Annotated in this window: 11 protein-coding genes, 1 tRNA gene and 1 pseudogene; 3 read left to right on the top strand and 10 right to left on the bottom strand. The window is 34.7% G+C overall.

The genetic code is table 11. The features are described 5' to 3' along the window. From OZD64_RS04655 to OZD64_RS04630, 6 genes are all read right to left on the bottom strand, one after another. Entirely contained in the window at positions 1–1,296 is a 1,296-nt protein-coding gene (locus OZD64_RS04655) for a Na+/H+ antiporter NhaC family protein (protein ID WP_010962510.1), read from the bottom strand. 289 nt (positions 1,297–1,585) lie between these two features. Then, the gene (gene lon / locus OZD64_RS04650; protein ID WP_038198614.1) at positions 1,586–4,039 is read right to left on the bottom strand and encodes an endopeptidase La; all 2,454 of its coding nucleotides are present in this window, start codon (positions 4,037–4,039) and stop codon (positions 1,586–1,588) included. A gap of 15 nt (positions 4,040–4,054) precedes the next feature. Continuing rightward, positions 4,055–5,332 carry an ATP-dependent Clp protease ATP-binding subunit ClpX gene (gene clpX / locus OZD64_RS04645; protein ID WP_274999400.1) on the bottom strand — a complete coding sequence of 426 codons (1,278 nt, stop codon included), beginning with the start codon at positions 5,330–5,332 and terminating at the stop codon, positions 4,055–4,057. Continuing rightward, positions 5,332–5,958 (bottom strand): ATP-dependent Clp endopeptidase proteolytic subunit ClpP, encoded by a 627-nt coding sequence (clpP, locus tag OZD64_RS04640; protein WP_006280254.1) that lies wholly within the window; start codon positions 5,956–5,958, stop codon positions 5,332–5,334. Before clpP ends, clpX begins: the two co-directional genes overlap by 1 nt. A gap of 11 nt (positions 5,959–5,969) precedes the next feature. Further along, entirely contained in the window at positions 5,970–7,304 is a 1,335-nt protein-coding gene (gene tig, locus OZD64_RS04635) for a trigger factor (protein ID WP_274999398.1), read from the bottom strand. 158 nt (positions 7,305–7,462) lie between these two features. Beyond that, positions 7,463–7,544, bottom strand: a tRNA-Leu gene (locus OZD64_RS04630). Positions 7,545–7,684: 140 nt separating this feature from the next. Between OZD64_RS04630 and OZD64_RS04625 the strand changes: the two genes are divergently transcribed. Then, positions 7,685–8,281: a BON domain-containing protein gene (locus OZD64_RS04625; RefSeq protein ID WP_010962515.1), complete on the top strand. Its 597-nt coding sequence runs from the start codon at positions 7,685–7,687 to the stop codon at positions 8,279–8,281. A gap of 60 nt (positions 8,282–8,341) precedes the next feature. Then, the gene (gshB, locus tag OZD64_RS04620; RefSeq protein WP_038198626.1) at positions 8,342–9,271 is read left to right on the top strand and encodes a glutathione synthase; all 930 of its coding nucleotides are present in this window, start codon (positions 8,342–8,344) and stop codon (positions 9,269–9,271) included. On the opposite strand, the gene murG is transcribed toward gshB, so the two are convergent. Further along, the gene (gene murG / locus OZD64_RS04615; protein WP_274979319.1) at positions 9,256–10,287 is read right to left on the bottom strand and encodes an undecaprenyldiphospho-muramoylpentapeptide beta-N-acetylglucosaminyltransferase; all 1,032 of its coding nucleotides are present in this window, start codon (positions 10,285–10,287) and stop codon (positions 9,256–9,258) included. The genes gshB and murG overlap by 16 nt on opposite strands. Before the next feature lie 69 nt (positions 10,288–10,356). On the opposite strand from murG, the gene OZD64_RS04610 reads away from it, so the two are divergent. Next, positions 10,357–10,749: a hypothetical protein gene (locus OZD64_RS04610; protein ID WP_274999396.1), complete on the top strand. Its 393-nt coding sequence runs from the start codon at positions 10,357–10,359 to the stop codon at positions 10,747–10,749. A gap of 5 nt (positions 10,750–10,754) precedes the next feature. On the opposite strand, the gene lpdA is transcribed toward OZD64_RS04610, so the two are convergent. The 3 genes and pseudogenes from lpdA to OZD64_RS04590 all read right to left on the bottom strand — a co-directional run. Continuing rightward, positions 10,755–12,128 carry a dihydrolipoyl dehydrogenase gene (gene lpdA / locus OZD64_RS04605; RefSeq protein ID WP_274999394.1) on the bottom strand — a complete coding sequence of 458 codons (1,374 nt, stop codon included), beginning with the start codon at positions 12,126–12,128 and terminating at the stop codon, positions 10,755–10,757. 75 nt (positions 12,129–12,203) lie between these two features. Next, a pseudogene (locus OZD64_RS06890) lies at positions 12,204–13,116 on the bottom strand (IS110 family transposase). A gap of 484 nt (positions 13,117–13,600) precedes the next feature. Continuing rightward, on the bottom strand, positions 13,601–13,761 hold a 161-nt coding region (locus OZD64_RS04590), incomplete at its 5' end, for a transposase (protein WP_274999147.1).

Here is a 13,761-nt window from a genome sequence, read left to right as displayed (position 1 = left end):
TTAAGCACAATCTTTTTTCTCAATTTTGTTCAATACAATATATAACACTGCAATAATACCTAAAACATAGCAATAGTATACGTGTGGCACGACTGCCAAAGGTGAAACTCCAGCAATAGTGCTAGCCAAAAGCAATTGAGCGCCATACGGTATTAATCCTTGAAATACACAAGAAAATATGCCTAGCCATGCTGCACTATAGTGAGGCGGTATTTCATATTTCTTAGCAATATCTCTAGCAATTTCACCACTAAAAATTATAGCGATGGTGTTATTTGCAAGTAAAATATCAAATATGCTGACTATTTTTGCAATAAATAATTGCGCAGTTTTTTGTCCACCACGTTGTATCATAACCCAAGATGAAAGTTTATCTGCAAGCTCCTTAGAATTTTTACCTACCAGTCCTGAAAGCCCGCCAACCATCAATGACAGTAGCATAATTTCATGCATACTCATAAACCCTTTGGTGATGTTTTGGCTTAAAAACAATAAACCATGATTGTTGTTATTTATAAATCCAATGATTCCAGCAAAAGTTATGCTTAAAACCAATGCCGTAAATACATTTATTCCAAAGTTTGCAAGCAATATAAGTATTATGTAAGGAGTCACAAGCAATAAAGAATACTCCTTAACTGAAATAGCAGCACTATTGCTTGAGCTATAAAATAATATAATTATTGTGAATATAGAAGCAATTAGTGCCACTTTTGCATTCAGTTTTAATTTTTTCTTTATATCAGCCTTTTGAGACATCACAGATGCAATTGTAGTATCAGAGATAATAGATAAATTGTCGCCAAACATTGCTCCTCCTACAACGGTTGCAACTCCTAAGGAAGGAGAAATCCCAGCTTGTGTCAGTTCAACTGCAATAGGAGCAATTGTTGCAATGGTGCCCATTGATGTACCAATAGCAGTGGAGATGAAAGCTGCTACAAAAAATAATCCTATGAGTAAAAATTGTGTTGGTATAAATGAAAGAGCCAAATTAACTGTGGCATCAGCACTACCGATTGCTTTAGTTACTTCACTGAATGCACCTGCAAGTAAGAAAATGATACACATAGTGATAATATTACGATCTCTTACCCCATCTAGAAAGGCATACATTTTTTCTTCAGTATTGCCCTTGTATAAAACCCAACCCAGAGCTATGGCAGGAACAATGGCTACCAGTGGAGATAACTGATAAAAAGCATTTGACACGCCAAGAATAGTAAAATATATACCACTTCCTACAAAAAGAAATAGGAACAGTAAAATAGGCAAAAAATTTGTAAGATAAAACATACCTCTACTCCAGCTCTGATAAACGCAAATCAACTATGATATGATTTATATTATTATAAACCACAGTTAGCACCTTGACCAAGGTTTTTCTAGAAAGCAATCTACCAGAAAAGGTTTCCATGAAAAGGACTATTATAATATATCATCTACTTGAATAAAACTGGGAGATAGAATCAGTAAAAAATATGAATGACATAACAACAAAGCAAGTCATATCCTTATGGAATGCACAAGCTGGTAGATTCTTGCCGGATAAAAGAGAAATGGAGATTGATAATATTTTCTTAATCTAATGCTTCAATGTTTCCGATATAGGAAAAGTATCATCTTTATTTTCTATAGAGGAAGGCACACTATTTTGATTATCATCACCATTAATTGGAGTAGTAGGGTGCATTAAAGCAACTTTCATAACTTCATCAATATTCTTAGCAAAAACTACGTTGATCCCTTCTTTGATGCTTGCCGGAATTTCTTGCATATCTTTCTCATTTTCACTTGGTATAATCACAGTTTTGATTGATCCTCTGAGCGCTGCAAGCAATTTTTCTCTCAAGCCCCCGATAGCTAAAACTCTACCACGCAATGTCACTTCGCCTGTCATAGCAACATTTTTGTTAACTGGTATATTTGTCATAAGAGAAACAATAGACGTACATACCGCGCCGCCAGCAGAAGGGCCATCTTTTGGTACAGCACCCTCAGGTACATGCAAATGTATATCATTATTTTGGAATTTTTCGGGCTTTATACCAAAAAACAAACAATTTGATCGAATATAACTATACGCAGCTTTTATAGATTCTTGCATAACCTCTCCAAGCTTTCCTGTGTATTTTATTTCTCCCTTGCCCGGAATTAGGACTGATTCTATCATCAAAATATCACCACCTGTTTCAGTATAGGCGAGCCCAGTTACTATTCCTACTAAACTCTCATTTTCCGCAATGCCAAAGGTATATTTACGTACCCCTAAATAATCTTGTAAATTGTCAACCCCTACGGATATTTTCTTATTTTTATCAGTCAATATTTCTTTAACTGCCTTTCTCATGAGCTTTGCAAGCTCCCTTTCCATACTCCGCACACCACTTTCACGTGTATATAAACGTATCAACTCGTATAACGCCTCATTAGTTATGTCCCATTCCTTCTGATACAAACCATGCTCCTTCTTTAACTTCGGAATAAGGTGGTGTGTAGCAATACTGATTTTTTCATCTTCAGTATACCCGGACAATTGTATAATTTCCATCCTATCACGCAAAGGATGTGGTAAATTTAAGCTGTTTGCCGTAGCTACAAACATTACACTTGAAAGATCAAACTCAACTTCCAAGTAATGATCCGTAAAGTGTTTATTGTGCTCAGTATCTAAAACCTCAAGTAATGCAGACGCAGGATCGCCACGCGAATCAGAACCCATCTTATCTATTTCATCAAGCAGAAAAAGCGGGTTGCATGAATTAGCTTTTTTCATGTGTTGAATGATTTTACCAGGCATTGAGCCAATATAAGTTTTCCTATGCCCTCGTATCTCAGACTCATCACGCACACCACCAAGAGCTATGCGAACAAAATCTCTTCCTACTGCTCTTGCCATAGACTTAGCTAAAGAAGTTTTACCAACACCTGGCGGTCCAACTAAGCAAAGTATAGGACCTTTTATCTCTTTTACTCTTTTTAATACCGCTAAAAATTCTATTATTCTATCTTTTACTTTCTCTATGCCATAATGATTTTCATCTAAGATTTTCTTAGCTGCATTTAAGTTAATTTTTGCATCTTTGTACTTTCCCCATGGCAACTCAAGCAACCAATGCAAGTAACTAGATATAACTGTAGCTTCAGGAGAAATGGGATTCATTTTCTTGTATCTCTTCAAATCAGTTATAGCTTTCTCTCTTGCTTCCTGAGAAAGCTTTGTTTCATTTATCTTTTTTTCAAATTCATTGAGTATATTCCCTTCATCACCATTCTCAAATTCGCCTAATTCTTTCTGTATAGCTTTCAATTGCTCGTTAAGGTAGTAAACTTTCTGAGTGCTTTCAACTTGCGATTTAATTGTCTTATATAAACGGTTTTGTGCGTTCAAAATACTCATTTCTCTCTCAATAAAAGCAAAAGCTTTTTTTAAACGCTCTTCTGGGTCATAAGCCTCAAGTATACTTTGTTTATCTGATACTTTTATATTTAAATGTGAAGCTACCGTGTCTACAAGTTGATCAACTTCTTTGATTTGATCAATGGAGTTAATGGCAACCTCGGGTTGATTTTTCTTGTTTAGCTTACACCAGCTATCGAACGCGTCTACAACAGACCGCCTTAAAGCTTCTAAATCAATATTGTCTTCATCTTCTTTATAATAATTGTCTAACTCTACCCTGGCTTGTAATAAAGTATGAGAGCTAATATATTCTACAACTCTTCCCCTTCTTATCCCCCGGATTATAACTTTTACTACATTGTCAGGTAATTTTATTAACGGTTGTACAATGCTTGCTAACACACCTACTTCATAAAGATCTTCAGGCTCTGGATGATCAACAGAGCCATCTTTCTGTGCTACAAGAAAAATCTCATTTTGGTGATTACTACTACTTATTGCATACTCTAGTGCATTAACAGATTTTTCTCTGCCTATGAATAAAGGCACCATTATATTTGGAAAAATTACTACATCTCTTAAAGGTAATACTGGCAATGCAGTAAAACTAGAGCTTACAGCACGTTCAATGTTCATAATATATGCCTCAAATTAATCATTAACCGTTATAACATTGCCATTGTTATTATGATTAACCGTTGCTTTTCCTAATTCTACCATTTTCTTAGTGATTACTATAGTGCTACCTTCAAAGCCTCCGTTTCCAGATGTATACATAATGTCAAGCAAAAGTGACTCCAAGATAGCACGTAACATTCTTGCACCTGTTTTGTAGCTTATAGCCTTTTTAGCAATAGCTGATATTGCTTCATCTGAAAACTCAAGGTTTACTTTGCTAAACGCAAGCAATGCTTTGTACTGTTTTATTAGTGCATTCCTTGGCTCTGTCAACACATGTATTAAATCTTCATGATCCAGCTCATCTAAAACAGCAGTTATTGGAACCCGCCCTACAAATTCGGGTATTAAACCGAATTTGATTAAATCTTCAGGTTGAACATCATGTAAAGCATTCTTTTTCTTTTGCTCTTTAGACTGACTTATATCTGCTCCAAAGCCAACTGACGTTCCCTTTTTTCTCGCTTCAATAATTTTATCGAGGCTTTCAAAAGCTCCTCCACAAATAAACAGTATGTTACTAGTATCCACTTGTATAAACTCTTGTTGTGGGTGTTTTCGCCCTCCTTGTGGCGGAACATAAGCAACTGTACCCTCCATAATCTTAAGCAGAGCTTGCTGGACCCCTTCACCTGAAACGTCACGGGTTATTGAAGTGCTTTCAGATTTTCTTGTAATTTTGTCTATTTCATCTATAAACACTATACCACGCTGTGCTTTTACAACGTCATAATTTGCAGCTTGTAATAAACGCGACAACACGCTTTCTACATCATCACCCACATAACCTGCCTCAGTTAAAGTTGTCGCATCAGCCATAGCAAATGGCACATCTGAAACTTTAGCAAGTGTTTTGGCTAGCAAAGTCTTACCAGAACCAGTGGGACCAATAAGCATTATATTTGACTTCTCGATTTCAATATCACTTATAGCATGAAATTGTACCATGGATTGACAATGGTTATACATAGCTACAGATAAAACGTGTTGCGCGTGTTCTTGACCTACAACATGCTTGCTGAGAAAGTTTTTTATATCCTCAGGTTTCTTTAGTAATAGCTTCATATCAGATATACGATCTGAATTAAAAGATCTATCTTTCTTTTGACTTATTGCTTTATGGGATAATTCTATGCACTCATTACAAATAAACACTTTTAAACCATCCGAAGAGTTAGTAATCAATTTATCTACTTCATCTTGCGCCTTGTTGCAAAAAGAACAGTAGTGTAAATCATTATTGTTATCCATTAACCCACCTTTTGTTTAACTTTAATATTTTCAATTTCAATATCTGTACGCTCAGCTATCACCCTGTCAATTAAGCCAATTTTCCTTGCTTCTTCAGGATCCATGAATTTATCTCTTTCCATCATTCCTTCAATTTTCTTCAGTGAATTTCCAGTATGTTTTTCATAAATTTGATTTAGTTTTTTCTTAACCCGCAAAATTTCATTAGCATGTATTTCTATATCAGTTGCTTGACCATGATAACCACCAGATGGCTGATGTATCATAATTCTTGAATGAGGTAGAGAGTAGCGCTTACCTTTTGTACCAGCTGCAAGCAATAAAGAACCCATAGACGCAGCTTGACCTATACATAAAGTTGAAACGTCTGGGTTTATATACTGCATTGTATCGTAGATCGACAAACCAGCAGTTACAACACCACCTGGTGAGTTGATGTACATACAAATGTCTTTATCGGGATTTTCCGATTCTAAAAATAAAAGCTGTGCTACTATTACACTGGCCATATTGTCTTCAATAGGACCTGTTACAAAAATTATTCTTTCTTTCACTAGTCTTGAATATATGTCATAAGCGCGCTCACCGCGACTAGTTTGTTCAACTACAATTGGTATAAGAGTCATACCTTTCCCTATTAAATATTATCAAATAATTCCTTTAATTCTTTCACAGAAACAATCTGCTCTTCTTTACTAACTTTTTCTATTATATAATCTGTCACTTTATACTCAAGCGCTTGCCCTCTAACTAATTCTTGAAATTGTTTATTTGATTCAAAATGCTTAAGTACTCTGTCAAATTGCACATCTTTACTGACATATTGATTTACAATAACACTCAAAACATCATTTTGAGTTAATGATATTTTATGTTCTGCACTAAATTTCATAAATAACATAGCAAGCTTTACACGTTTTTCAGCTTCTTTACGAGAATCATTTTGAGCACCCAATTCTCCTTCCATTCTTTGTTGCTCCTGTTTTACTATGTCTGTGGGTAAATCAAAACTATAATTAGCATCCAAATAATCAAACAGCTCCTTTTTAATTAAGAGATTTCTCATTTCGGTGCACTGATCACCAATCATTTTTTTTGCATGATTTATTAGCAAAGAATAATCTTTAAACCCAATACTCTTAGCTATTTCATCATCATTTTCAAAATCTTTGGCAATTTGAATCTCATTAACTCGCACAGAAAAATCAGCTTCCTGTCCTGCAAGGGAAATGGCTTGGTAATTTTCAGGAAATTTCAACTTAAAGTTCTTTGTTTCTCCCTTTTTCATACCAGTTAATTGATCTTCAAAACCATTAATAAATGTGCCAGACCCTAAATCAACGGCAAAATTTTTGCTACTTCCACCTTGAAAGAGCTTATTCCTAATCCGCCCTTCAAAATCAATTATCAATTTATCCCCATCTTTCGCTTGATAAGAAGCATCATCAACAGAGGCGAAATTGGGGAACTTTGTTTTAATAGAATCAATAAATTCTTTTATATCTTCCTCTTCAATCTTTGCTTCAATTTTCTTTAAGTTTATTTTGTCAAGATCTATCACTGGTACTTCAGGCATCGACTCAAAAGATAGCTTGTATACAAAATTGCCCTCCTCATTTTCTTTGCCCAGATCTGGTAATGATATAACATCAACCTTAGGATAAATGTGAGACTTGACTTCAATTTTTTTCATCAAATCACTTGAGCAATAATCAATTGTATTATTTATCACATATTCCAAAGCCTCGTTTTTATAATTTGCAACAACAAGGTCATAGGGCATCTTTCCAGCCCTAAATCCAGGTGATTTTGCATTTTCTGCTATCTCTTGCAACCTGGAATTTACCTTTTGTTTTATATAATCACTACCAACTGTGATTTCATACTCATACTTTAGTTTATCTATACTAAGCTCTTTGTAGGTATATACGCTACTTACTTCGACTGTATTTTGAGGTATATTATTAGACATCATAATTCATTTATTAACATTTTAATTCATATCTTAATAGAGTCATTTTACCAGAATTTAAGTTAAACACAATCCTTAAGAACAGGTTTTTACACAAACAAAAGTGTATTTAGTGATTATAAATTTTCCCTTAAAACCTAAGTTACATGACTTTAAAGTGCGGATAGAGGGACTTGAACCCCCACGAGCAAGCTCACCAGGACCTAAACCTGGCACGTCTACCAATTCCGCCATATCCGCAAGAAATTTTTAGTACCCTATTATAGGTATTCCATTAAAAATATTCAAGGTTTAAAGTCTTACTTAATTTATGGTATTTACACAATCAAAAAAGCTTATTAACATTTCTTAATGAAAGCTCTAAACCCTGAAAATCAATAATGAGATTAATAACAAGCTTCTTACTCGCAATTTTTTTGATTACACAAAGTGGTTGCACAACCCTTATAATAGGTGGTGTGGTGGCTACAGCGGCAGCAACAGCAATAACAATGCAGGACAAATCCTTGGGAAATATCATTGATGATACGACTATGGTCATCAGAATTAATAAGGGGCTCTTAAAACATGGGCTATTTTCATCCATAAAGGTTAAAGTAAGTGAAGGAAGAGTATTGCTCATTGGAAGTGTTGACACTCCTGAAAAACAACTTACAGCAGAAAAAATAGCTTGGCAGCAAAAAGAAATTAAAGAAGTGATAAATGAAATAAGAGTAATACCAATTCAAATGGCTTCCATGCTAGACACCACTGTAGATGGCATGATAACAGCGGAAATAAGAACAAGACTCCTGGGAAAAAGAAATATTAAGTCAATTAATTATAGCGTTAATACGGTTGATAGAGTTGTTTATTTGATGGGTATAGCCCAAAATAAAGCGGAATTAAAAGCTGTAATAGCAATTGCAAGAAAAGTAAAGGGAGTAAAACAAGTTGTAAGTTATGTACGATACAGGTACAGTAAGTTACGCCATTAGGCAAAAATCGCTTTCAAATTATAACATTTGTACAGTTGTGACAATAGGTAGAGAACATAAATGAAAATTGCCTTTCAGATGGATGAAAATATAAATTTTGAAACTGATACTACATTTGCGCTAATAAAAGAAGCACAAAGGAGGGGGTATGAAATTTTTGTTTATACTCCTGATAATTTAGCACTAAAGCTAAACTATCCAATTGCTTTTGCTCAGAAAGTCAGCGTTGATGATTTTAGTTTTATCTCCAAAAAAGATGTAGCTATCAACTTGAATGAAATGAACATCATATTTATCAGACAGGATCCACCTTTTGATATGCGTTACATTACAACAACATATATCTTAGAAAAAACTAGCGCATTGGTAATTAACAATCCAACAGAAATAAGAAATTGTCCTGAAAAATTGATAACTTCATTATTTCCAGAACTAATTCCGCCAACTTTGATTACTGAAAATATATCAATGATTAGAGATTTCTACTACAACTATCAAGATATTATTCTGAAGCCATTGTATAGTTATGGAGGAAACGATGTGATAAGAATACAAGATGAGAATAGTATTCAAGTAGTAGTGGATCTCATGATAGCAAAATACGAATGCCCTGTGATTGCACAATCATTTTGTAAAAACATAGATAAAGATAAAAGAATATTGCTACTTTATGGCCAACCAATTGGTGTAATGAAACGAATTCCAAAAATCAGTGGAGAGATCAGAACAAATATGCGACTTGGAGCAAGTTTTGAGCCCGCTCAAATGAACGATAGAAACAATGAAATATGTAACAAAATTGGTCCTGAATTAAAGAAAAGAGGGCTAATATTTGTTGGTATTGATATTATAGATGACTTCCTGCTCGAAATTAACACAACTTCACCCACGGGAGTAGTTTATATCAATAAATTGTATAATATATCGCTAGAAAAGGATCTTTGGGACGTGTTTGAAGAAAAAGCAAGCAGCCATCAACTAAACCTGTGAACAATCACCTTAACAAACTCAGTAGTCCCATTCTTTATCCCTGTTTTTTCTGTACTATTGGTCATATCACGCAATTTTTGAGAATTATTTAATAGATCAAATAGTACCTCTGTTAGATTTTTTTTTGCTTCACTATTCTGCTTAACTATTATAGCTGCTCTCGAGTCTTCAATATATTTTGCGTTATAAAATTGGTGATTATCTTTTGAGTAAGGGTAAGGAATATATATAGCAGAACGCCTAGCAAGAGTGATCTCTGCTATTGAAGTTGCTCCTGCTCTGCTAATTACCAAGTGAGCATTGGCCAGTCTATTCTCCATATCATCAAAAAATTCACTCAATTCACAATCGATCTTTTCACTTTTGTATAGACTTTTGACCTTGTTTACATTTTTCTTCGTACATTGCTGCGTCACTCTAATTTTCTTTTTCATTTTAATAGGTAAATCACAAATTACGCTGCTTACTACATCATCAAAAAAATTTGCACCTTGGCTGCCTGCTATGACCAATATATTTAGGATTTTCTCAGTGCTAGAATGGCTCTGTGCTTTTATATCAACAAAATTTCCTGTAAAAATACATTTATTGCCCTCTGCATATTTAGTCTCCGGAAAGCTGGTTGCAATTAATTTTGCACTCTTGAAAAAGAATCTATTTACTCTCCCTAAAACTGTGTTTTGTTCATGTAAAATTATAGGTATAGAAAGAACTCTTGCTGCAAGAAGAGTTGGAAAAGAAGCATAGCTACCAAAACCAATGACCGATTTTGGTTTTAATTTTCTTACTTGATACAGTGCTAACATAGAGCTGTATATCAAGAAAAGGAAAAGCTTAAATTTGTTGCTGCTTGGTCTACGTAATGGTAAGGTGTAGCTTTCTATGTCGGTATTTTTATTTGTTTTTTTATCAGTGAATAATATGCAATTGTATCCTTGTGTCTTTAGTGCTTTTGCTAAAGCTATGGCCGGAAAGATATGCCCACCTGTGCCACCTGTTGCTAAAATAATATCCATCTGTAAATAATAAATCCTAGATTGTTAACTGTTATTTAACAATTTGCACGTAGAATTTTATTAAGCGTTATGATAGTTGAGTTAAAAATGCCTAAAAGTAATAGTAAAAAAGGACCTAATGAGAAAAATAAACCTCAAGAACAAAGAGAAGGCAGAAGCGGAGGTTTTTTAGAACTGCTAAAAAATATAATAAAAATTCTTTTCAATTCGGTCGTTGACCTACCTGAGCACGAGCAGCATAATAAAATGAAAAGCACTAATCTACAACAAGGTTTGGATACTAAAGGAAAAGGCCCAGAAGATCTTCATCCAAAGGCAAAGCTTGAAGTTAAAGAAGCAGCTAAGGGATTGAAAGAAGAGTTACAGAATTCTGATGCTGGTGGTCATCAATCTATTGAAACTAAAGTGCCTAATCAAACTACTACTCAAGACATTGACAACTCTAAAACGATGGAACGTTAGTTCAACTATTTAACATCTGCAGCAAGCACTGATTCATGTATCATCTCTGAAATGGTTGGATGAGGAAAAATCGTAGATTTTATGTCGAAGTCTGTTCCTTCTAGTTGCTTTGCAAGAGCAAAATTGCTAATTAACTCCGTTACTTCTGCACCTATCATGTGGCTACCCAGAATTTCTCCGGTTTTTTTATCTATAATCGTTTTCACTAACCCTTCAGTTTCACTGAGTGCAACAGATTTACCATTAAAGTTAGAGTGAAATTTTCCTATTTTTATATCATACCCACCTTTTATTGCCTGTTCCTCAGTAAGGCCGATGCTCGCTATTTGTGGATGAGAATAAGTGCAATTTGGTATGCATTCTTTTTTTAACGCATGAGCATTTTTACCAGCAATCTTTTCAATGCAGATCACGGCTTCATGGCTCTCTTTATGTGCTAAACATGGTGGGCCAGCTACATCACCTATTGCATACACATTTGATTCACTAGTTTCATACCATTCATTCGTTTCAATAAAGCCAGAAGGGCTTAATTTAATTTTTGTATTTTCTAAACCTATATTTTCAATATTTGCTTGAATTCCAACCGCAACAATCACCCTCTCAAATTCTTTGCTCTCACCACTACTTAGTAGCACTTGAGCAGAGTCTTTACTTTTAGTAAGAGCTTTTACGCTACTGTTTGTATATATTTTTATCCCCTGTTTTGTGAATATTTCTTGTGCTAAATCTGAAATGTCCTTATCCTCCAGCGGCAAAATAGTGCTCTTTATCTCTATGATTGTTACATCAACCCCCAAAGTACTATAAAAACTTGCAAATTCTATTCCAATTGCACCAGACCCTATAATTAGTAGCGATTTTGGTAATCTCTCTGGAGTCATAGCGTGCTGCGCATTCCATATTAAATCTCCATCTGCCTCTATTCCAGGCAGATTCCGTGCCCTCACGCCTGTTGCTAAAATGATATGCTTGGAAACAATTTCTTGTTCTTCCTTATCGCTAACGACTTTTATAGTACCATTGCCTGCAAGTTTACCAAAACCTTGATGAACTTTGATATTATTTTTTTTCATCAAATATGCAACACCGCTTGACAATTTATCAACAACGTTTCTTGAGTATTTCACTATTGATTGTATATCAAAATTCGCTCCCTTTACTTCTATACCAAACTCTTTTGATCTTTTTATTAGCCTATAAACCTCAGATGCTCTAAGCAGTGATTTTGTTGGTATACATCCCCAATTTAAGCATATACCGCCTAAATTTTTTTCTTTTTCCACAATTGCAGTTTTAAACCCAAGCTGTGCCGCCCTAATTGCCGCTATATAACCACCAGGACCGCTACCTATAACCGTAATATCATACTCATTCATCAGTTTTCTTCGTATTCAAAAAGATTATATATAACAGATGGAACCCATACAATCAATGGTCTGTCATCTACCGTCTTAAGAGTCAAGATAAAAGTTGTTATTTTTTATCATGGCATTTAAACAAACGATAATTTTTCTCATGACAGCAACTAATGCAACCTTAGCAGCTTTGCCAGAATCAACCAAACGCTGATAAAACGCTTTCATTTTTCTGTTGTGGCGCATAGCAACAAGAGCTGACATGTATAGTGCTTTCCTTGCATAAAACCTGCCTCCTTTGATTTGAGCTTTGCCAACTTTTCTTCCACTTTCACTAGTTTTAGGTGCAACTCCAACTAAGCATGCAATTTCTCTATTCTCTAATCTACCAAGCTCAGGCACCTCTGTCAGTAGAACGCTCGCCGTCTTTGATCCAATACCTTTATAGCTGATTAAAAGCTCATTTTTTCCTTTCAATTCAGCTATTGCGTCTTCTATGTCTTGCCTAATTTCTTTCAATTGTTTTTCAGCAAACCCTATCTGTCTTTCTATGTATTCTCTAGCTTTTCCCGTCGCACTTTGCAGGCGACACTTGTTTGCATGAATTGCATCATTTAAATTACGCTCAACTGCCCCCAGCTCCTTTAATTCCTCTTGCTTTTGTGAAATTATACATCCTTTTACTTCACCGTCTTTACTGACAAATTCAGCGTATTTTCCAGTAATTTAGCATCTAACTTGTCAGTTTTTGCAAAATGATTGCAAGCTTTGGCAAATGCATATACCCGATTCGGGTGAGCTTTATGGACAGTTATCTTGCAACAATTTTATAATGAGCTTTTCATAGCCACCAGCTTACACATAACTTGATGGGTAAATCGACTATATTTGTTTCTATAAACTTAGATATAGCATCACTCACGTTTGCTATGCGCTTATGCTTGCCATTAATTGAGATGTCCAATGCTTCCTTGGAAACATCTACTCCCATGAAAATTATTCTAGCCATTTTTGTACCTATAAATATAATCAAACAATAATGCAAAATGCTGTATACAGGATTGTAATTCGATCTTTTAGATCCACCTACCGTTCGTACTACATTTTGCTTTAAGCCTTACTATTACCCACAAATAAAAACATAGTATTGTATTTACTCAAATAATTTAATTTTATTAACCTGAAAGCTTATTAGATTAAAATTATTAAACTAAGAGTTATAATTTTAGCAACTAAAAGCTGTAAATTGCACCATATAAACAGTTATTTCAAGCAAAAGTTATGCCATTAAGAGCTATGCAACAAACATTTATATTTGTGGGTAATAGTAAGATCTAAATCCGATAGAGCATTGTTGGCACACCATCAAAAGTCGCCTCAGACCTCTAATGCATCAATGTACAAACTTACACCTTTTAGTTGGTAATACCATTTTAGACGTTTATCATTCGTTTTAGAAAATACTATAGGAGGTTGTCCGGAAACAAGTAAATTCAAGCATATTCCCTCTTTAACATAACCCTACTCATAGCTAGGTATATGAAATTCTCAGTGGATGTTGTGAGTAAATCATACTCCTTCGATAGCCTTCTATTCCTATTAACCCAAGCAAAAGTCCTTTCTACAACCCATCTTCTTGGCTGTACTTTAAACC

The sequence above is a fragment of the Wolbachia endosymbiont of Drosophila tristis genome (assembly GCF_028981745.1).
GTDB lineage: Bacteria > Pseudomonadota > Alphaproteobacteria > Rickettsiales > Anaplasmataceae > Wolbachia > Wolbachia pipientis.
The sequence above is the reverse complement of the archived record's forward strand: the minus strand, read 5'-3'. Positions and strand labels throughout refer to the sequence as shown.

Bases quoted from the DNA above. Each gene is read 5' to 3' on its own strand.
- lpdA (WP_274999394.1), bottom strand. From the start codon at position 12,128: ATGAATGAGTATGATATTACGGTTATAGGTAGCGGTCCTGGTGGTTAT.
- gshB (WP_038198626.1), top strand. From the start codon at position 8,342: ATGAAAATTGCCTTTCAGATGGATGAAAATATAAATTTTGAAACTGAT.
- clpX (WP_274999400.1), bottom strand. From the start codon at position 5,332: ATGGATAACAATAATGATTTACACTACTGTTCTTTTTGCAACAAGGCG.
- OZD64_RS04655 (WP_010962510.1), bottom strand. From the start codon at position 1,296: ATGTTTTATCTTACAAATTTTTTGCCTATTTTACTGTTCCTATTTCTT.
- murG (WP_274979319.1), bottom strand. From the start codon at position 10,287: ATGGATATTATTTTAGCAACAGGTGGCACAGGTGGGCATATCTTTCCG.
- OZD64_RS04610 (WP_274999396.1), top strand. From the start codon at position 10,357: ATGATAGTTGAGTTAAAAATGCCTAAAAGTAATAGTAAAAAAGGACCT.
- OZD64_RS04625 (WP_010962515.1), top strand. From the start codon at position 7,685: ATGAGATTAATAACAAGCTTCTTACTCGCAATTTTTTTGATTACACAA.
- tig (WP_274999398.1), bottom strand. From the start codon at position 7,304: ATGTCTAATAATATACCTCAAAATACAGTCGAAGTAAGTAGCGTATAT.
- lon (WP_038198614.1), bottom strand. From the start codon at position 4,039: ATGAACATTGAACGTGCTGTAAGCTCTAGTTTTACTGCATTGCCAGTA.
- clpP (WP_006280254.1), bottom strand. From the start codon at position 5,958: ATGACTCTTATACCAATTGTAGTTGAACAAACTAGTCGCGGTGAGCGC.